The 20,678-nt window shown below is 47.3% G+C and carries 18 protein-coding genes; 16 read left to right on the plus strand and 2 right to left on the minus strand.

Annotated elements, in window-relative coordinates:
* Nucleotides 1–53 precede the first annotated feature (53 nt).
* On the plus strand, nt 54–2,378 hold the full coding sequence (gene opgB, locus ICA20_RS02885) for a phosphatidylglycerol--membrane-oligosaccharide glycerophosphotransferase (protein WP_038634237.1): 2,325 nt from the start codon (nt 54–56) through the stop codon (nt 2,376–2,378).
* A 36-nt stretch (nt 2,379–2,414) separates the two neighbouring features.
* Here opgB and dacB read toward each other — a convergent pair whose 3' ends face one another.
* Complete coding sequence (gene dacB / locus ICA20_RS02890; protein WP_038634235.1) at nt 2,415–3,848, minus strand: serine-type D-Ala-D-Ala carboxypeptidase; 1,434 nt, start codon at nt 3,846–3,848, stop codon at nt 2,415–2,417.
* A gap of 248 nt (nt 3,849–4,096) precedes the next feature.
* Between dacB and greA the strand changes: the two genes are divergently transcribed.
* The gene (greA, locus tag ICA20_RS02895; RefSeq protein WP_003025019.1) at nt 4,097–4,573 is read left to right on the plus strand and encodes a transcription elongation factor GreA; all 477 of its coding nucleotides are present in this window, start codon (nt 4,097–4,099) and stop codon (nt 4,571–4,573) included.
* Between the two features lie 153 nt (nt 4,574–4,726).
* On the opposite strand, the gene yhbY is transcribed toward greA, so the two are convergent.
* Nucleotides 4,727–5,020 (minus strand): ribosome assembly RNA-binding protein YhbY, encoded by a 294-nt coding sequence (gene yhbY / locus ICA20_RS02900; protein ID WP_003025016.1) that lies wholly within the window; start codon nt 5,018–5,020, stop codon nt 4,727–4,729.
* A 125-nt stretch (nt 5,021–5,145) separates the two neighbouring features.
* Here yhbY and rlmE point away from each other — a divergent pair, with 125 nt between their 5' ends.
* From rlmE to ICA20_RS02970, 14 genes are all read left to right on the plus strand, one after another.
* Complete coding sequence (gene rlmE / locus ICA20_RS02905) at nt 5,146–5,775, plus strand: 23S rRNA (uridine(2552)-2'-O)-methyltransferase RlmE (RefSeq protein WP_006687879.1); 630 nt, start codon at nt 5,146–5,148, stop codon at nt 5,773–5,775.
* A 99-nt stretch (nt 5,776–5,874) separates the two neighbouring features.
* A complete protein-coding gene (gene ftsH / locus ICA20_RS02910) occupies nt 5,875–7,809 on the plus strand; it encodes an ATP-dependent zinc metalloprotease FtsH (RefSeq protein ID WP_003025013.1) in 1,935 nt (644 codons plus the stop codon).
* Nucleotides 7,810–7,908: 99 nt separating this feature from the next.
* Nucleotides 7,909–8,757 carry a dihydropteroate synthase gene (gene folP / locus ICA20_RS02915; protein ID WP_038634231.1) on the plus strand — a complete coding sequence of 283 codons (849 nt, stop codon included), beginning with the start codon at nt 7,909–7,911 and terminating at the stop codon, nt 8,755–8,757.
* The gene (gene glmM / locus ICA20_RS02920) at nt 8,750–10,087 is read left to right on the plus strand and encodes a phosphoglucosamine mutase (RefSeq protein ID WP_038634228.1); all 1,338 of its coding nucleotides are present in this window, start codon (nt 8,750–8,752) and stop codon (nt 10,085–10,087) included. Before folP ends, glmM begins: the two co-directional genes overlap by 8 nt.
* Nucleotides 10,088–10,532: 445 nt before the next feature.
* Complete coding sequence (locus tag ICA20_RS02925) at nt 10,533–11,249, plus strand: type IV pilus major pilin (protein ID WP_077223913.1); 717 nt, start codon at nt 10,533–10,535, stop codon at nt 11,247–11,249.
* 116 nt (nt 11,250–11,365) lie between these two features.
* Entirely contained in the window at nt 11,366–13,249 is a 1,884-nt protein-coding gene (locus tag ICA20_RS02930) for a type II secretion system protein (RefSeq protein WP_038634225.1), read from the plus strand.
* 30 nt (nt 13,250–13,279) lie between these two features.
* Complete coding sequence (locus ICA20_RS02935) at nt 13,280–13,711, plus strand: TcpQ domain-containing protein (protein WP_038634223.1); 432 nt, start codon at nt 13,280–13,282, stop codon at nt 13,709–13,711.
* 13 nt (nt 13,712–13,724) lie between these two features.
* Complete coding sequence (locus tag ICA20_RS02940) at nt 13,725–15,182, plus strand: type II and III secretion system protein (RefSeq protein ID WP_038642889.1); 1,458 nt, start codon at nt 13,725–13,727, stop codon at nt 15,180–15,182.
* 12 nt (nt 15,183–15,194) lie between these two features.
* A complete protein-coding gene (locus ICA20_RS02945; RefSeq protein ID WP_038634220.1) occupies nt 15,195–15,737 on the plus strand; it encodes a hypothetical protein in 543 nt (180 codons plus the stop codon).
* Between the two features lie 3 nt (nt 15,738–15,740).
* Nucleotides 15,741–16,637, plus strand: coding sequence for a hypothetical protein (locus ICA20_RS02950; RefSeq protein WP_038634217.1), 897 nt, complete (start codon nt 15,741–15,743; stop codon nt 16,635–16,637).
* Entirely contained in the window at nt 16,625–17,233 is a 609-nt protein-coding gene (locus ICA20_RS02955) for a hypothetical protein (protein ID WP_051594486.1), read from the plus strand. Before ICA20_RS02950 ends, ICA20_RS02955 begins: the two co-directional genes overlap by 13 nt.
* Entirely contained in the window at nt 17,230–18,768 is a 1,539-nt protein-coding gene (locus ICA20_RS02960; RefSeq protein ID WP_038634214.1) for an ATPase, T2SS/T4P/T4SS family, read from the plus strand. The genes ICA20_RS02955 and ICA20_RS02960 overlap by 4 nt, the downstream gene beginning before the upstream one ends.
* Entirely contained in the window at nt 18,752–19,780 is a 1,029-nt protein-coding gene (locus ICA20_RS02965) for a type II secretion system F family protein (protein ID WP_038634211.1), read from the plus strand. Before ICA20_RS02960 ends, ICA20_RS02965 begins: the two co-directional genes overlap by 17 nt.
* Nucleotides 19,777–20,613: a hypothetical protein gene (locus tag ICA20_RS02970; RefSeq protein WP_038634208.1), complete on the plus strand. Its 837-nt coding sequence runs from the start codon at nt 19,777–19,779 to the stop codon at nt 20,611–20,613. Before ICA20_RS02965 ends, ICA20_RS02970 begins: the two co-directional genes overlap by 4 nt.
* The last annotated feature ends 65 nt before the right edge of the window (nt 20,614–20,678 follow it).

Below are 20,678 nucleotides of genomic sequence, written 5' to 3' on the forward strand. Positions count from 1 at the left end.
AAACGACCAATTATAATTCCTCCTCATTTAGCGTGCATGTATGAGACGAGGTAATGCAATACTCATTTGTAGCAATTATTATATCACTGGCCTCAATGGTTTTGGCCGCCCTGATTTATAAAAGTAAAGGCTATAGGGCAATCTATTACGCCTCTCTTATTTTACTTGCTCAGTGCATTTCTTTATTTTTAAGCCTGTTTTGGTTAGGCTGTTATTACTTTACGGGCGAAGGGGTTAATGACGCTGTTATTTATACTTTGACCCGCTCGCTTTATGGCGCGGATTTTAAAGATTACGTCGCGCCTTTTGTCGTTGCTGTCTTGCTGATTGGACTGCTACTCTTTCTGAGCTGGCGATTCATGCAAGGTAAAAATGTTCAAAAAGAGAGAAAACATTACGCTTCGATAACCGCCGTATTACTGACATTTTTTGCTGTTGGCATCTCTCCGGCATTATTACAATTCACTAATTATAGCAAGCCGCCAGCAGAAGTAGATGGCTCCGATTTTTCGCGCTACTATATTACGCCAGATACCAGGATAAATAATCCAAAATATAATCTGGTATATATTTATGCAGAAAGCCTGGAAAGAACCTACTTTGATAAAGACACATTTCCTCAGTTGCTGCCTGATTTAACGGCGCTGAAACAAGATGGCCTGGATTTTAGCGGAACAGAACAGTATCCGGCGACGGATTTTACCATAGCAGGGATCGTAGCATCGCAGTGTGGTCTTCCGCTGTTTGCACCGACCGATTTAAGTGGCAAGAAAGCAAGTCTGGGCTTCTTTTCCTCTTCAGTCTGCCTTGGGGATATTTTGAAAAATTCAGGTTATGAAACCTGGTTTATGCAGGGCGCTGATTTACGTTTCGCCGATAAGGATGTGTTTTTTAAAACGCACGGCATTGACCATGCCTGGGGACTGGCGGAGTCTGGCCTGGAGAAGGATTTTTCCGCCCAGAATGCCTGGGGGCTATATGATGATATGCTGCTGGAAAAGGTCTGGCGCAAGTTTGAACATTTGTCCCGGCAAAAAACGCCTTTTGCGTTATTCACGTTGACGCTGGACACCCATCCCCCTGAAGGTTATATCCCCACGAGCTGTCCTGTCAGCTATAAAAAAAATGGTAGCGAAGTCGATGCGTTAACCTCTGTGCTTTGTAGCCAAAGGGAAATCGCTAAATTCATTAGACGGATACAGGCTTCGCCCTGGGCCAGTAATACAATTATTGTTCTCTCATCCGATCATCTGGTAATGCAAAATATGACGGCTGCTGTGGATTATTTAAATAAAATGCCTCGTCGCAATTTATTTGTGGTTTTCAGAAATGGCGTGACGCCGAAAGTTATCGCCGATAAGCGAAGCACGTTAGATAATGGGGCAACGGTGCTTGAGCTGATGGGGGGCGATAATGCAATAGGCTTAGGGAGAAGTTCATTAAGTCAGCCTTCCCTGGCAGCGGTTTTTGACGACTTTAAAAATAAGTTGTTAGCCTGGGGGCCTGCTATCCGCTCCCGTTGGGGAATTCCCGAGTCCATTAAAAATTTTACCGTTGATACCAGAAGAAAGTTGCTGCGTTTTGATAGTTTTGAATACCCTATTCCCGCCTTACTGGAAGTATCTCCGGGACGAGTCTGGCCGGTTGTCGATGACGGGAATGACGTGGGAATGTCTTTAAGGAATACCCTGGGATTTCTGCCTGAAGGCCATAAATTTATCTGGATAGATCAATGCCTGAGCATTGGCCCCGTATGGCAACCGGATTCTGCCGTCACGACTGGGTGGTGTGTTGCCTCTGGGAAAGCCGGTAGCGAGACTCACATCGAGAAAATAACGGCTGAAGATTATTCAGGCGGGATGAGTGAATTTCCGGGCAAAACGAATCATGAACGCTTTCAGCGTATACAGGCGCGGTTATTACTTTCCGCAAAGGATGTCCGCTATCAGTCCGATCGCATACTGTTTGCGGCGGAAGGACTGCCTGCATTTGTGAAATCAATAACAGGAGTGGGGCATCCAGAATACTGGGGACGGTGGTCAGATGCGAACCTGTCACCCGCGGTGGCTATCACCTATAACCAACCACTGCCCGCGAAATTTGACGTTGAGATCAAGGCAAAAGCCTTTGGCAAAAATATTGGTGCACCGATTCCCGTTTCCATCGGTTCCTGTACCCACTATCTCACCCTGCACGCAGAGGCGGAAACGGTGATATTACATATGACGAATCCTGACAGACTCGATACGCTAACGATTGTCCCCCCTTATCCGGAGTTGAGTAACGAGGGAAATTATATCGGTTTTCCTAAATCCGCTCCGCCAAGGAAGCTGGGGATTGGGTTAACCGAGTTGCGGATAATCCCGGTAAACGATTAGAAACGACGAGGGAGCGTTACCGCTCCCTGCATCCGCTTAGTTAGACTGATAAATATCCTTGTACAACCGACTCTCGAAGCGTACCAGCGGAATACGCCGATTACGTTGGTCAGCCGGCTCTACCGCATAACCCGACAGATACTGCACAAACGCCATGCGCTGACCGCTTGCCGTGGTGATGAAGCCTGCGAGGTTGTAGACGCCCTGTAGTGAGCCTGTCTTCGCCGATACTTTGCCATCCACGCCAGCCTGATGCAGGCCCGCACGGTATTGCAGGGAGCCGTCATGGCCCGCCAGCGGTAGCATAGTTATAAAGTTCAGCTCGTTATCGTGCTGAGCGATATATTGCAGCACCTGCATCATGGTCGCCGGGGAAATCAGGTTATGGCGGGAGAGACCAGAACCGTCGGCAATAATGGTGTTGCCAATATCGATGCCCGCCTGCTGACGCAAAATTTGGCGTACGGCATCGGAACCTGCCCGCCAGGTGCCCGGGACGTTAAATCGTGCATGGCCAATCATGCGGAAAACGGTATCGGCAATCATGTTGTCCGATTTTTTCAGCATAATCTTAAGCAGGTCATGCAGCGGCGCTGACTGCTTGCTGGCAACCACGGTCCCCGGCTCGTTGACCTGCGTCTGGCGCAGCAGCGTGCCGCTGTAAGTGATACCCGCTTGTTTTAGCTCATCTTTGATAATCGCCCCGGCATAGCTGGCGCCATCCTGAATGGCGAACGCCAGCGGCAGCGGGTCGGCGCGTTGAGGTAGGCATCCGGTCAGCGTGAAGCGGTTGAGATCGCCTGGAACCACGTCCAGTTCACAATATTGCGCTTCGGCAGAGCCACGCGCGAGGGTTCGCACCTGGCTGAACATGGTAACCGGGTAGTAGGATGCTACGCGAATAAATGCCAGATCGTTCGGTTTTTGCGCGCTGTAGAGCGAAATCGAGAAACAGTTGCGATCGACAATGGCTGCGGCAGGCGGGGCGCTAAAACATTGCGTCATGTCGTTCCAGGGCCAACCGGGGGCTTTATCATGACTGGCGAAGATAGAGGTGTCGATCAGAACATTTCCGGCAATTTGCGTCACACCAGATTTTTTCAGGGTCGCTACCATATTGCGAATATCCTGGCGTTTTAGCGTCGGATCGGCGCCAAATCGCGCCACTAAGTCACCTTTCAAAACGCCGCCTTCCACGTTGCCTTTCGTCTCAAGCGTGGTGGTAAAACGGAAATCAGGCCCGAGCTGAATCAACGCCGCCAGCGCGGTGATCACTTTCTGGGTACTGGCGGGGAGCGCCATCTGCTGGCTATGAAAATCAATAGCGGGTGCAGATGCGCCAACCTTCTGTACCATAAGGGCGAGGTTGGCCCCGGCAGGAAGCTGGTTGATGTATTCGTCGACATTCGCAGCCTGAACGCTGAACGCTATACTGGCAGTCAATCCAATGGTAAATCTGGGAAATCGCATAATCTCGCGCTAACAACCTGGAAACAGGCCGTCATACTACGGCGCAACGCCCCAAAAAGTAAACGATGACCCATAGGGAACTCCAGGGTAAAATGATCATCAAATAGAGAATTGTAGCTGACCTGGGACCTTGAGCCCCGGGTCGGTATTTTTTTGCTTCTGACTCTGGCATGGCGTATGCCAGGGTGGGCTTAGCAGCCGGGGTGAGAACCATCGGCCCCTACAGGAATGTTCAAGAGGTATAACAAATGCAAGCTATCCCGATGACCTTACGTGGTGCTGAAAAACTGCGCGAAGAGCTGGATTTTCTGAAATCTGTGCGCCGTCCTGAAATTATCGCCGCTATCGCGGAAGCGCGTGAGCACGGTGACCTGAAAGAGAACGCGGAGTATCACGCGGCTCGCGAACAGCAAGGATTCTGCGAAGGACGCATTAAAGATATCGAAGCTAAACTGTCCAATGCGCAGGTGATTGACGTCACTAAAATGCCGAACAATGGTCGTGTTGTTTTCGGCGCGACGGTTACCGTTCTGAATCTCGATAATGACGAAGAGCAGACCTGGCGTATTGTCGGCGATGATGAAGCTGATTTTAAACAGAACCTGATTTCAGTGAACTCGCCTATTGCTCGTGGCCTGATTGGCAAAGAGCAGGATGACGTCGTCGTTATCAAAACGCCGGGCGGTGAAGTTGAATATGAAGTAACGAAGGTCGAATACCTGTAATTCGCATCTTGGTTAAGATGTTGATACATTGTAAAGAAAGGAAAAAGGCCGCATAGCGGCCTTTTATCAACGAAGAGAGCGTGGCATTTTGCTCTCCTGCTAGCGGAAAAACCCGCGTTTTACACAAACTTCGTGTGCGACTTTGGGATATTCTTAGCGTGGCAGCGAGATTTTACGTTCTTTAGTCGGGCGATACAGTACCAGCGTTTTGCCGATGACCTGTACATTGCAGGCGCCGGTTTCGCGTACGATAGCTTCCACGATCAAGGTTTTGGTATCGCGATCTTCCGAGGCGATTTTCACCTTGATAAGTTCATGGTGCTCTAACGCTTGTTCAATCTCGGCCAGTACCCCTTCGGTCAAACCATTATTGCCAAGCATAACTACCGGCTTGAGCGGATGTGCCAGACCTTTCAGGTGCTGTTTTTGTTTAGTACTCAGATTCATCGTATATTTTTGCTTACGTTGGGATTGAAAACGGGTCATTCTACCGCCATCTCCCATATATCACCAAATAGCTGTGTAGAAATTTACACCATTGGTTACGATGAACTGCCCTTTGGGAATGTGAAATGACAGGTAAAAAGCGTTCTGCCAGCTCGAGTCGCTGGCTTCAGGAACACTTTAGCGATAAATATGTTCAACAGGCGCAGAAAAAGGGGTTACGTTCCCGTGCCTGGTTTAAACTTGATGAAATACAGCAAAGTGACAAAATTTTTAAACCGGGGATGACGATTGTTGATCTCGGCGCTGCACCGGGTGGCTGGTCGCAATATGCGGTTACGCAGATCGGCAACAGCGGCCGCATTATCGCTTGCGATCTTTTACCTATGGATCCAATCGTTGGTGTGGACTTCCTTCAGGGCGACTTTCGTGATGAATTAGTCCTGCAAGCGTTACTTGAACGCGTAGGTGACAGTAAAGTACAAGTTGTCATGTCTGATATGGCACCAAATATGTGTGGAACACCGGCGGTGGATATTCCCCGGGCCATGTATCTGGTAGAGCTGGCGCTTGGAATGGCTCGAGATGTTTTAGCGCCAGGTGGTAGTTTTGTAGTGAAGGTGTTCCAGGGCGAAGGCTTCGATGAGTATCTAAGAGAGATTCGCTCCCTGTTTACGAAGGTCAAAGTTCGTAAGCCGGACTCTTCTCGCGCCCGTTCGCGTGAAGTGTATATTGTAGCGACCGGGCGTAAACCATAACCGGTAGATTTCAAACGAAAGTTTGAAAGAAACTGGATATAGAGTATCCTGACGCTGTTTTTAACACAGTTGTAATATGAGGTTAATCCCTTGAGTGACATGGCGAAAAACCTAATTCTCTGGCTGGTCATTGCCGTTGTGCTGATGTCAGTATTCCAGAGCTTTGGGCCCAGCGAGTCTAATGGCCGTAAGGTTGATTACTCTACCTTCCTGCAAGAGGTCAATCAGGACCAGGTTCGTGAAGCGAAGATCAACGGACGTGAGATTAACGTTACCAAGAAAGATAGTAACCGTTACACGACCTACATTCCGGTTAACGATCCGAAGCTGCTTGATAACCTGCTGACCAAAAACGTCAAGGTTGTCGGCGAACCGCCTGAAGAGCCTAGCCTGCTGGCTTCTATCTTCATTTCCTGGTTCCCAATGCTGCTGCTGATTGGTGTCTGGATCTTCTTCATGCGTCAAATGCAGGGCGGTGGTGGCAAAGGCGCCATGTCGTTCGGTAAGAGCAAAGCGCGCATGCTGACGGAAGATCAGATCAAAACCACGTTTGCTGACGTTGCGGGTTGTGACGAAGCGAAGGAAGAGGTTGCTGAGCTGGTTGAATACCTGCGCGAACCGAGCCGTTTCCAGAAGCTGGGCGGTAAAATCCCGAAAGGCGTCCTGATGGTCGGTCCTCCGGGTACCGGTAAAACCCTGCTGGCGAAAGCTATCGCCGGTGAAGCGAAGGTTCCATTCTTTACAATTTCCGGTTCTGATTTCGTGGAAATGTTCGTGGGTGTGGGTGCATCTCGTGTGCGTGACATGTTCGAACAGGCCAAAAAAGCGGCACCGTGCATCATCTTCATCGATGAAATCGACGCAGTAGGCCGTCAGCGTGGCGCTGGTCTGGGCGGTGGTCACGATGAACGTGAGCAGACCCTGAACCAGATGCTGGTTGAGATGGACGGCTTCGAAGGTAACGAAGGTATTATCGTTATCGCGGCAACTAACCGTCCGGACGTTCTTGACCCTGCGCTGCTGCGTCCAGGCCGTTTCGACCGTCAGGTTGTGGTTGGTCTGCCGGACGTTCGTGGTCGTGAACAGATCCTGAAAGTGCATATGCGTCGCGTACCGCTGTCTCCGGATATCGATGCGGCAATCATTGCACGTGGTACGCCGGGCTTCTCCGGTGCTGACCTCGCGAACCTGGTGAACGAAGCGGCGCTGTTTGCTGCTCGCGGCAACAAGCGCGTCGTGTCGATGGTTGAGTTCGAGAAAGCGAAAGACAAAATCATGATGGGTGCGGAACGTCGCTCCATGGTGATGACGGAAGCGCAGAAAGAATCTACCGCGTATCACGAAGCTGGCCACGCGATTATCGGTCGCCTGGTACCGGAACACGATCCCGTACACAAAGTAACGATTATCCCGCGCGGTCGTGCGCTGGGTGTGACCTTCTTCCTGCCTGAAGGCGACGCAATTAGCGCCAGCCGTCAGAAGCTGGAAAGCCAGATCTCCACGCTGTACGGCGGTCGTCTGGCGGAAGAGATCATCTACGGTGCTGAACATGTTTCTACCGGTGCGTCGAACGACATCAAAGTCGCGACTAACCTGGCGCGTAACATGGTTACTCAGTGGGGCTTCTCCGATAAACTCGGTCCGCTGCTGTACGCTGAAGAAGAAGGCGAAGTGTTCCTGGGACGTTCTGTTGCGAAAGCTAAACATATGTCCGATGAAACGGCTCGCATTATCGATCAGGAAGTTAAGCTGCTGATTGAGCGTAACTATGACCGTGCGCGTCGTCTGTTGAACGAAAACATGGACATTCTGCACTCGATGAAAGATGCGCTCATGAAATATGAGACCATCGATGCGCCGCAGATTGATGATCTGATGGCTCGCCGCGACGTGCGCCCGCCAGCGGGTTGGGAAGAACCGGGTTCTTCTAACAACAACTCTGGCAGCACCGGCAAGCCGAGCGCGCCGCGTCCGGTTGATGAACCGCGTGCGCCGGACTCTGGCACCATGTCAGAGCAACTGGGCGACAAATAAGTTATCGTTGATGATGACCGTGTTTTAATTGAAAACCCTGGGGCTTGCTCCGGGGTTTTTCTTATCTGCATACTCAAGATTTTTACCAGGGATAAAACTATGAAACTCTTTGCTCAGGGTTCTTCACTGGATCTCAGCCATCCTCACGTCATGGGGATTTTAAACGTTACGCCAGATTCTTTTTCCGATGGCGGGGCGCACAACTCTCTGGTTGAGGCGGTAAAACACGCAAATCTGATGATTAACGCTGGGGCGACTATCATTGATGTGGGGGGGGAGTCCACGCGTCCTGGCGCTGCTGATGTGAGCGTGGAAGAAGAGCTGCAGCGAGTGATCCCTGTGGTGGAGGCGATTGCTCAACGTTTTGAAGTATGGATTTCCGTCGATACCTCGAAACCCGAAGTGATTCGCGAATGCGCGCGGGTCGGCGCACATATCATCAATGACATTCGTTCACTCTCGGAGCCCGGGGCGCTGGAAGCCGCCGCGGAAACCGGACTGCCGGTTTGTTTGATGCATATGCAGGGGCAACCGAAAACTATGCAGGAAGCGCCAAAGTACGAGGATGTGTTCGCTGAGGTAAATCGTTACTTTGTTGAGCAAATAGCACGTTGTGAACGAGCCGGAATCACAAAAGATAAATTGTTGCTCGACCCGGGATTCGGATTCGGTAAAAATCTCACCCACAACTACACATTACTGGCACGCCTGGCTGAGTTTCATCATTTTGAGCTGCCGCTGCTGGTTGGAATGTCACGAAAATCAATGGTTGGTCAACTGCTGAATGTGGGGCCATCCGAACGCCTGAACGGTAGTCTTGCGTGCGCGGTGATTGCCGCAATGCAGGGGGCGCAGATCGTTCGTGTCCATGACGTCAAAGAAACCGTAGAAGCGATGCGTGTGGTGGAAGCCACATTGTCTGCAAAGGAAAACAAACGCTATGAGTAATCGTAAATATTTTGGCACTGATGGGATCCGTGGCCGCGTAGGCGACTCCCCAATTACCCCTGACTTTGTGCTGAAACTGGGGTGGGCGGCAGGAAAAGTGCTGGCACGTCATGGTTCACGAAAAATTATCATCGGTAAAGATACGCGTATTTCTGGCTATATGCTGGAGTCTGCGCTGGAAGCGGGCCTGGCTGCCGCAGGTCTTTCTGCCTCTTTCACTGGCCCAATGCCAACACCTGCCGTTGCTTATCTGACGCGTGCTTTCCGTGCTGAAGCAGGGATTGTTATCTCCGCTTCACACAACCCGTACTATGACAACGGGATCAAATTTTTCTCTATCGACGGCACCAAACTGCCGGATGCGGTTGAAGAAGCCATAGAAGCCGAGATGGAAAAAGCGATCACCTGTGTGGACTCGGCTGAGCTGGGTAAAGCCACCCGCATTGTCGATGCCGCCGGTCGCTATATCGAGTTTTGCAAAGGTACCTTCCCGAATGAACTGAGCCTGAGCGAGCTTAAAATTGTGGTGGATTGTGCTAACGGTGCGACGTATCACATTGCGCCAAACGTACTGCGTGAGCTCGGCGCAAATGTTATTGCCATTGGTTGTGAGCCAAACGGCGTTAACATCAATGAAGAAGTCGGCGCTACCGACGTCCGCGCCCTGCAGGCGCGCGTGATCGCGGAAAAAGCCGATCTGGGTATCGCGTTGGACGGCGACGGCGACCGCGTGATCATGGTCGACCACGAAGGCAATAAGGTCGACGGTGACCAAATCATGTATATCATCGCCCGTGAAGCGCTGCGTCAGGGACAACTGCGCGGTGGCGCGGTAGGCACGCTGATGAGCAACATGGGTCTTGAGCTGGCGTTGAAACAGCTGGGTATTCCGTTTGCCCGTGCGAAAGTCGGTGACCGCTATGTCCTGGAAAAAATGCAGGAAAAAGGCTGGAGTATCGGCGCGGAAAACTCAGGCCATGTGATCCTGCTGGATAAAACCACCACCGGTGACGGTATCGTGGCGGGTCTGCAAGTGTTGACTGCGATGGTGCGCAATCATATGAGTTTGCACGACCTGTGCAGCGGCATGAAAATGTTCCCGCAGCTGCTGGTTAACGTACGTTACACCGCAGGTAGCGGCGATCCGCTGGAAAATGACAATGTGAAAGCGGTGATGGCAGACGTTGAAGCAGCGCTGGGTAATCGTGGACGCGTCCTGCTGCGTAAGTCTGGCACTGAACCATTAATTCGTGTGATGGTTGAAGGTGAAGACGAGGCGCAGGTATCTGAGTTCGCCCATCGTATTGCAGATGCAGTGAAAGCGGTTTAATACATAGCTATAGGGGTTAGTTTAACCTCTATTAAAGAACGTTATAATTTGTTATCAGACGCCCGGTTAATTTAACCGGGCATTTTTTTTCATTCTCATGCCAGAGTAACAGGAATGACAGTATTATCGGTATTGTTTTATCGATAAGGGCTTAATAAATAAGGAAGAAGAGAAATTTATCAAGATTGACATTTAATTATTGAAAATATTCCGCATTTCATGTAAAAGTAAAACTATAAAGTACGTTTTGTTTTATTGATTTAACTAATTCATAATAATTATACTTTTCTATAAATATTATAAAAATAATGTATGGAATGTGTTTGCTGAATATAAATGTATTCTTAGTTTTTTTTCGTTCTGTTGCATTCTTATTTTTCCATATTAATAATATTCGAACAGGTGGCTAAGCCTGAATTTAACGGAATTAATAAGGGTGTATAACATGAGTACAATGGTTTTAAACATAAAAGGGAATGTGACCAAAAAGGTCTCTAAATTAAAAGAGATGAAGAAACAGCGTGGTGTTACGCTGTTGGAAATAATTATTGTCTTAGGGATTATCGGTGTTATTGCCGCTGGTGTGGTTATTTTAGCCCAGCGGGCTTTTACGGCTCAGGACTTGTCTGCTGTACAGGATGATTTGACCAGTGTACGTACTGCAATGAATGAAGCTTATAAAGATCAGGCTCAATATCCGGCGCAAAGCGATTCTATTAAAGGTTTGTCTAAATCCGATATCAACGATACTTCTGTATCCAATGACTCACCAATCGCCACGCTGGTGCGTATGGGTAAAATCTCTGCTGATGAAGCGTTTAACGGCTTCTCTAACGATGCGTTCCAGATGGATAACGCGTTAACGGATAGCTCAAGTTCTCAGAAAAAAGGCTTTGTTGTGGTGGTCAATGGTCTGGCGTCAGAAGAGTGTCGTAACCTGATTTCCCAGATGGGTAATCAGTGGGACTATGTTGAAGCGCTCAACTCCGGTGCCGCTGCCGGGTCTGAACCGTCTATTTCTGGCCGGGACTTCAGTGTAAGTAAAAGTGGCGCGATTCTTAAGACGCTGACCTCTGGTGACATTGCGCCTGCTGATATTGTTGCTGATGGCGTCTGTGACGGCCAGGGTTCCATTAACGCTGTTATCTTCGGTAGTAAATAATACTCTGTGCTCTAAATTAGAATCTGTTCTTTTTTAGAATAAAAACAAGTGGCTATTTACTGTGAATAGCCACTTATTATTTATATAAAAATGATTCATGTTCTTCAGGAATTAGTATGCGGTCCCGAAACCATCAGGCTGGATTTTCACTACTAGAAGTTATTGTTGTACTGGCAATCATTGGTGGCGCGCTAGCTATGTATACCAATTATGCCCGTAAACAAGCAGCGAAAGAAATGCGCCAGACCATCGCGAACGCGCTTGTCCAGGAGATGAAGGGCGTGATGAATTATTTGCGTGATGATACCCTGCAAACAAAAGACGGTGAAAAAGATAATCCACTGTATGAAGCCACGCAAGGCAGCAGTACCGATTCCCAATATCGTTACCGGATAACTAATAACGTTACGGACATTGATACCGGGACCGGGACGAACTATTTTTTGTGGGGAGAGGGGGCGAATCAGCAAAAGCAACAACGTTATTTGTTTATCAGCAAAAGCTGTAACGTCTCACTTAAATCGACATTTGAACTGACACAAGAATATTTACCCTGCTCACTTGTGACGGCGGCTAAAAATCCCGCGGCGAAAATTGAACGGATTGGGTTTGCTTCTGACGATCTTAAAACCCCCTCCAGCACGATTGCGCGTATGGATGCTATTGTTGCGTTCAACTACACGGAGAGTAACGACAAGTATAGTTTTGCCAATTATGCCTCCGCGTTTAACAATGCGTTAAATAACTCAGGCCTGATTGCTTCGCATATCATGCTTGTTCGCCGGGTCAGGACGGCGGACGCCTGGCAACTGATAACGGAAGCTGACGGCAGTACACCAGTCGAGTTTTCGGATATGGCGTCTAACCTGGAGCGGCTGGAAACGCTGGGAAAGGGGCAGCAACTGGGTATTCGCTTTACCTTTGACATGAATGATAACGATCAGGGGGGTAATGGCGGCGGCTCAGGCACGGCATGCTGGAACACCCAGGCAAGTAAAGTTGAACTGTGTTACAACCAGGAGGCAGGCACAGGTGCCCATGGCGAAGATCAGATCCTTTCGCTGGATATGACCGATCCGGAGAATTATGGTGATGAGAGCAAAATGGGTACGCTAAAAGCCAATCTGGTGATGGAAAATACGTCACGGCCAGTTTTTTTATTCAAGCGTAATTATGGCGGTGATTTGATGCTTTCCGCCGACGGTAGCCCTGAGCGCTTTACATACAAAAATAACAATAACGAAGAAATTGAGGGTGATTTTTATCTGGATGATAATACCTCTTATCGTCCCTGGAATGGCAGCAGCATGGCTGGGGGAGATATTATTTCGAATTATTATCCTTCCAGTACATATGATGCATTTGAACTTGTGACTCCGTCAGTAAGTGAATATTCTGGCTATGAACTTTTATCTGTGGATATTACAGATAAGAAAGATTATGTGGCAGCATATGATGACAGTTCAATAAACTCTGGCTTACATCGATTTGCAGTGCAGACTTGCCCTGTCATCGAACAGGAAATTATTTTACGTGACGCCAACGGTGACGCAATCCTGGATGAAGATGGTAATAAGGAAAAAACAAAGGTTACCAGGAAGTTATATCCACGGTTGTCTGCCAGTATATCTTCTGTCTCGGCTTATGATGATGGCGGCATAAATGGTAGCTATACTAAGCAAAATGAGACTCGCGCAAAATTAGATGATAGCAAGAACGTGGATTTGCTTGGCGGCGTTACCGTACAGGTAGACTTGGCTGAGATGGACGTTTCAAATGGGGTTCGTCCCGATCATAACTCAGCGCAAAAATATAAATTCCCGGGCAGCAAATATGTATGGGCAGTGACTGCAACGATGGGCATGTATGATTCAGAAACGGGAGCAGGATTTAGCATAGTAAACCCACAGACAATATCTTATGTCATTACCAAATGGTGCAGTACGATACCGCAATCAGGTACGCCATATGACTTATTGACGACGACAGAATATAAATAATAGCAATCTGATAAACAGAGGGAAGAGAATATGATTATCAGGAAATACTGCCTGCTTATATTGTCGGTAATGCTTTTGCCGCAGGCTATGGCAAGTAATAATAGTTCATCAGAAATCCATATGGTGGCATCTCCAGTGTCTTCTGATGCGGTTGTTCAACATACTGGCAGAAATCCGTTTACTGGCGATACTTATCACGCAGCGGCACCTTCAGCGCCGCCACTGGTGATTCAGGAAGATAAATTATTAAGCCAGGAAATCAGAAAATGGGTGGAGGCTAATGGCTATAAGCTTTTCTGGAACAGTGCAAAAGATTACCTGGTTTATAACAATATTACGCTGGCAGGGAAATCGGATGACGAGATCCTACAAGAACTTGGCGAGCTGTTTTTTTCTGAGAATTATGGCCTGGTAGTCAAGAAATATCAGAAAAATCGCGTTATTGTTATTGATGAAATGTAAAACGGGTGCAGGGATGAAGATTAAGACAGGGTTGTTAATATTAGCCATTTTTCTGCAGGGTTGTGTTAGCGATTTTGAAGAAAAATATGATTCAGAAAGCCAGATTCAGAAGCATTTTAAAGATGCGACCACCCAGGATGAATCAAAAGCGAAGCCGTATATCAAGTACGACCGCGCATACATAGGGAAAAAGGTGGATTACAGCGTTGAGCAGCAGCGAATCATGGGAAAACATGTCAAAATTTCATCCTATGAACCCGCCACGTTGGCAGTCATTATGGACGCTGTCTCTGCACAAACGGGAATCAGTTACCGGATCAACGAGAGTGCGATAGGCGCAAAAGCCGGTGCGTCAAATAACAGCGGTAGCTGGAATACGGCGCGTAGCGTAAAATTTGATGGCACCTTTGAGGAGTTTATTCAGTATATCGCTTCTCTTTATGACGTCAGCCCAAAACTTGATAATCATAACGTTCTTAAAATAAACGTTTATGAAACGTATGTCATTAAGCTGGACTTTTATGGTGAAAACAATAAGACAGAAACGAACCTGGATCTTTCGGGTAACGAGGCGACTTCCAGCGGCGGGTTGACCGGAAAGGCGGAAACCAAATTCGAATCATCCTTCTGGGATGATGTGGAGGATATGGCGAAGAATTATATTTCCTCAGGAAACTATAATCTTTTTAAAGATTCTTCTGTCTTAATGGTTAACTCAAGACCCTCAGAGTATGAGGCGCTTAATCGCGCGTTAGAGAAATATAAAGCTGATAACAGCCGTCAGTTTATTGTTACCTATAAAATTTTCACGCTTGATAAAGCGAAAGTGAAAGAACTTTCTGCCGGCATGAACTTCTCCCTGGATGACGGGCAGAATACCATGAAGATCAGTTCAAGTCTGCTGGACTCATTGACGGGTGGCATATCGGCAGGCTGGAAAAACAGCAATGTTGATATCAGTAGCGGGCTGGATGCGTTATACAAGTTAACGGGCGACCGGACGTTACAAAGCGGTTCCTTTATCACGCGCAACAATATGGCGATACCGCTGAATATGACGAAGTCGCAAAATTACGTCTCCAGCAAAACCCGTACCGTCGATGACAATGGTGAGGTTAACGTCGCGGTCGAAACATCATCCATTATTACAGGGACCAGTTTTATCATTACCCCCCGCGTGCTTTCAGATGGTCGAATTGAGGTAGTGAGTGGTTTCACAAAACGTTATCTGGAAGGCATTGAAACTTATGATGATGTGCAGTTACCGAACGTAAGCACCACGGAATCATTTAACTCATCAATTATTATGCCGGGCGATCTGCTAATGGTAGGCAAGTATGATGTGAAAGGTGAAAATGGTGGTCTGGAATATCAGGTCTTGGGTATCGGTGACAAAAATGAAGATGAATCTGCGACGATCGTCATGGTAATTGGCGTCGATTATTATCGTCAGCCTATTACTTCCCGATAGGAATAAATGGTTATGGATAAACTGTTACAGGATAATAATATCCTTACCGGTCTGCTCTGGGAACCGGACAGTATGTCTCATCTTGACCCTGGCGCGCAGGCAGCTTTTCGCGGAATGGTAAAGGCTAATCGTCGGGTAATCTATAAAGATTCTGACGGGCGTTTAGCAGTGGGTTATTGTGAGAAAATTTCTACCCTTTATGAGCCTTTTGCGATTTATATTAAAGAGTTATTTGGGGATGGCATCTATTTCTCACATGGTGATGATAATTTCACTTATCTGCTCATTATTAATGGCGGCCGGATTGTCAGTGGAACCGATTGCTTTATAGAGCGCAGCCTGTTTGATGAGCTCATGCGGCACCCGGAACAATATGAACACCTGGAAGTGACGTCGCTGACTGAAGTCCAGCTTTCTGTGGTGATAGAGAAATGCGCGGCGCATCAGCTCTCTCTGAAGCGACGTCGCAGATTCATTATTAGCTCCATTCTGGCTGGTGGTCTGATATTTTTGGCGCTGCTTGCTTTAGCACTTCATTTTCTGGTGGCGGGGTAATTTATGCTGGAAGGTCTTTATTTCTGGAAAGGTAAGAGCGGAACATTTACTACAAGTCGAATTATAATTATTATTCTGGTTATTGCTTTACTGTTGTGTGGTGCTGGTGCAGGCTATTGGTATTATTTTATAAAGATGCCGCAAGACGAAATGCTTGCTCAGCAACAGCAGGCTGCGCAGAAACTGCTTAACGATAAGGCTTCTGTACACGACTGGTATGAGAAATCATTAGAGGGAATGAGTATTGATTTCGGTATTCACCTGCTTGATGAAATTCATCGCAGCGTTATTCCGTTCGCATTGATTAAACTTCCTGTTGAAGGACGAAGCTATGGCTGTTCGCTAAAGGCGTGCCACATGACTTTTGAAATCGACCCCGCTGCTATTTTGACGCAACCAGAGTTAACTTTCTTTGGTAAAACCTACGCAGCATCATTTCCTGTAAAAAAAGGAAAGAACAGGTCGAATGGGGTTTCACTTGAATACAATGACATGAAAATTGCCCGCAAAGATAACGACTTATTAAGCGCGTATAAGAAGAACAAACCTTTGTCGTTATATTCCTGTAATGAGGTTATCTCTTATATCAAAAGCTATAACTCAACGTTGACGGGCGGAAAGGGTAAAAAGAAAAATGGCGAGATTGTATTTAAGACCCTGCCTAAATCGACAGTCGCAGCGCTGGAAAAAACATTAGCGGGGGACGTTAAGGCTTACGGTATGCTTTCAGCAGAGTGGAACATGACGCTGACAAAACCACACTCCACATCAGTGAACGAAGGGATATTATTACAGGTTGCCTTGTATAAACAGGCGTATCGGGATGCCTTTCTTATCAGGAAGATTGAAACAATTAACGATGGAATAAAAGTATCCGGAGGATTAGTATGCAAAGCGTAAAAAATATCATCATATTTGCAGTATTAATGGTGGGATCCGGACTGGTACAGGCCGCTCCAACTACTGACTTGCCGCCTGCACCCAAAAACCAGACCGGTAAACCAGCGCTGGTAGGCAATGGCGAGAAAGCTGCGTCTCCTGAGGTAAAAAATGTCGATGAGAAAGCCCTGAATGAGCAGTCAGCGGAACTGACGATGCAGGATCATATTCAGGCACTCGTTGAGCAGGATTATCTATATCAATCAGAATATCGCAAGCTACAGCAACAGGTTGAATTAGAAAAAATGTTGAGCGAAATTCGTAAGCTGCGCGGTGAAGATAAAATAAAAGCGAGGGCAACTCCAACTCCCGTAATCGAAGCGAAGATCAAGACTGAAAAGAGCGCGCCTGCGGTAAATACAGGTAATAATATTGCGAAGCCGCACGTAGTACTGGAATCAGTCATTGGCGGTCTTTCCCGGGTTGCTATTGCCAATCAACGCGGTGATACATTGTTATACGTCACTCCAGGAAATGTATTTTCCATGGACGGCGCACAATACATTTTAACCAAAGATCGTAAAAACGGGTTGCAAATTAAGGAAGCTAACCCGTGAATATAGATTTTAAACGAATAACGACTGAAGATATATTTTCCGGTCTTTGGGAGTATCATGAATTTGAAGGAATAGGCATTAATGCTATTCATGATGGTTATGAGTATTTATTAGTACACACTATCAATATCGATAAGTTATTTGAATACAAGCTCCAGATAAGCCGGCTGAAATCAATGCATAAACGGCCAGTCATTGGCCTGGCGATAGTAACGGAAGAAGATTATTTTCATATACTGGAATTTATCTCTCTTAAAGCCCTTAACGCTGCGCATAATGATATTGATATCACAGACACGCAAAAACAGTTGGTCAATATCTTACAGCGCGTTGTAAATATGGGGGCCAGCGACCTTCATATTACGCGGAATGATGTGTTGGCGTTACTCGAGGCGCGCGTAAATGGCGTATTGATGCCGTTTATGCAGATTAAATCACAGCAGTGTGATGAACTGGTATTTGTCTTGTACAACGTAGAGGCTACAACCAGAGATACAACATGGAACCGGGCAATTCCGCAGAATGCGAATATTCTCTATAGTCTTAACGGTAAACCGTACCGTTTCCGTTATGCCCATTTTCCCATTTTTGGCGAAACGGCGGATTGTTACCATGCTGTGCTGCGTATTATTCCTTCCGGTTTGCAAAAAGATAACCTGGGCTCGCTGGATAAAATAGGCGTTTCGTCCGCCGAAATTGCCGATTTGAAAAAGATCCTTAGCAACCCTTATGGCGCGTATGTCATTGCGGGAACGACAGGTTCGGGCAAATCCACCACGCTGAAAAATCTGATGGAATGGCTACAAATCAACCGCTATGACGATCGCGGCTGCTTTTTGACGGTCGAAGATCCCGTGGAATATCAGATATACGGCGCCAAGCAAAGCTCCGTTGTCAGCGTCGAGGGGGGAGGCTTCCACGCTGCAATTAAATCTGCGTTACGCCGCGACCCGGATGTACTGATGGTGGGGGAGATTCGTGACAATGTTTCAGCTAACGCCCTGGCGGGCGCCGTTGAGAGTGGACATTACTGTTTTACCACCGTGCATGCGGGCAATATCGTTTCACTCCTGCAGCGTATGTCCGCATTAGGTATCAGCAGTGACAAGCTCTCCACGCCAGGCTTCGTTGCTGGGTTGCAGTGTCAGAAACTGGTGCCGGTGCTTTGCGATACCTGTAAGCAAGTCCATGAAGAGATTACCCTTTCCGGCCGCGCTTTTACTCTGTTCCGGGCAAGCGAGAAGGGGTGTGTAAAGTGTAAGAAGAGCGGTATCAAAGGACGGCAGCTGGCGATGGAGTATTTTTTGCCAACCTATGACGAACTGGCGGCTATCTCCCGTCAGGAGTGGCTTAATGTTTACACCCTGTGGCGGGAAAAAAGAAAGACAGCGGTAGGTCTTGCTGAAGGGTTTGAGATCCGTGAAAAAGTCATGGCGCATGTGCTGCTTGGTCGTGTGGATGCGCGCTGGTACGCAATGGAATTTGGCGTATTGCCAACAGAAGATCTGGAGATGATCGTTGAAAAAATTCAGTAAGAAACAGCGCATCTATATCTACCAGTTTTGCGCAGACATGATTAAGGCCGGTCTGCCTTTGTATGATTCGATGCAAAAACTGCAAAAAGAAGGTCAATCTTTACTGGGGAAAGCCTTTAGTAAACGGTTGATGGATCTTATCACGCAAATGAAGCAGGAAACATCCGTTGCGGCTGTTTTCGAAGGTATGGTGCCGAATTCTGAACTGAGCGTGATCACCGCGGCGGAGAAGAGCGGCAGCCTTTCTGATGGATTTTTTACCCTGGTTTCGATTATTAAATACAACGATGAACTGCGTAAAAAGATCATCGGTGCGCTTATATTTCCCCTGATAATGATTACCTTGTCGTTAATTGTTATTGCCGGCTATTCGCAAAAGGTATTCCCCGCCTTTGCCTCCGTTGTGCCGATTGATAAATGGCCAGCCGTGACACAGAATCTCTATAATTTTGGCGTGGCGCTTTACGAGGGGTTGTGGCTAAAAATTCTGCTGGGATTTATCTTTCTGGTTATCTTTTCACGGCTGACAATGGCCAATTTTAGCGGCACAATAAGGAATAAGATTCTCGACAGAATTATGCCGTTCTCAACTTATCGGCAGCTAACTTCCTCCATTTTTTTGAATAATTTGTCGCTAATGTTGAGTAACAATATTCCTCTGACGGATGCGCTTTCAATTATTCAGCTCAATGCTAACCGTTGGCTAAAATGGCATCTTTTCACCATGTTGGAGAAAATGGCGCACGGCGTGAATTATGGTAAAGCGCTCGATACCGGACTGATGGGCGCGGAAGAGTTACTCAACATCAGCCTGTATGCCGATCTCCCCTCGTTTAATGAGGTTTTGCTCTCGGTATCGGAGCGCTCCCGCGAACATATACAGGAGTATATTAAAAAACTTGCCGGACTGTTAAAAAACTTAGCCACCGTTATCCTGGGCGGGAGCGTTATCTGGGTATTTCTGGCGCTGTTCTCATTAATGGATACGTTGTCGAAAAGTGCAGTAGGATGATTGATGAAATGAATATAAAACCACAAAGCATTTGCCAGCGTGCACTCTTACTGAGTGCCTTATTCCTGGCGAGCGTAACGGCGCAAGGAGCGCAAAAATATGGTCTTAGCGACAGTCTCCAGTACTGCGAGCTTTGGGATACCTTTTTTCCGCTTTCGTTTCAGGTTCCGTCAGCTGATTGGGTGTCTACTTATGCCAGACCTAAGTTTAACGTCATATATATCTCAGCTGGTAAACGTAAGCATGTGGATGATTACACTGATCTTTACAATATTAAGAACCAATTTGTCTGGCCTTCGCATTTAATGAGTGGACTTGACACAGCCTTTTGTCAGAACAGCGGTAATTGTGTGACAAAAGGCAAGGGAAGCGTAGGCCAGGGTATTTCGGCATATAAAGATCTTGTCGCCGAATTTCCTGATGATGACGTTAAGGTATTAGCCAATGCCCCTAGCTATGAAGGCGATCTTACGTGGTATTCTTTGCCTATACGGTACCTGAAACTACTGAGAGTCGAATTCTTTACGCCTTATTCCGGGCCAGTGGGTGTTTTTACACAATCTTATAACCAGTATGTCGAGCCATTATATTTTGAGTACAGAGCGACAGGCAATAAAGACGAAATGCAACTGACTGCTGTAGGTGGCACTGCCGCCGGGGCTAATTTTAATGGCGTTAATCTACCTGAGAAAATAAGGCTAACGTCATATGCCGCTATACAGGTTTGGTTGTCATCAAGCACTGGTGACCCATGGAAGACGTTATTACCTTATGCGCACACGGTGGATATGTCAGACAGCCAGAAGGCGCTTATCCCTGATAACTGCAAATAATCTCGCGTAACGATCGCCAGTTATTAAAAGACGATCGTTACTAATGCAACACCGACTATTAATAA

Source organism: Citrobacter sp. C5_2 (genome assembly GCF_014596845.2).
In the GTDB taxonomy this organism is placed as follows: domain Bacteria; phylum Pseudomonadota; class Gammaproteobacteria; order Enterobacterales; family Enterobacteriaceae; genus Citrobacter; species Citrobacter werkmanii.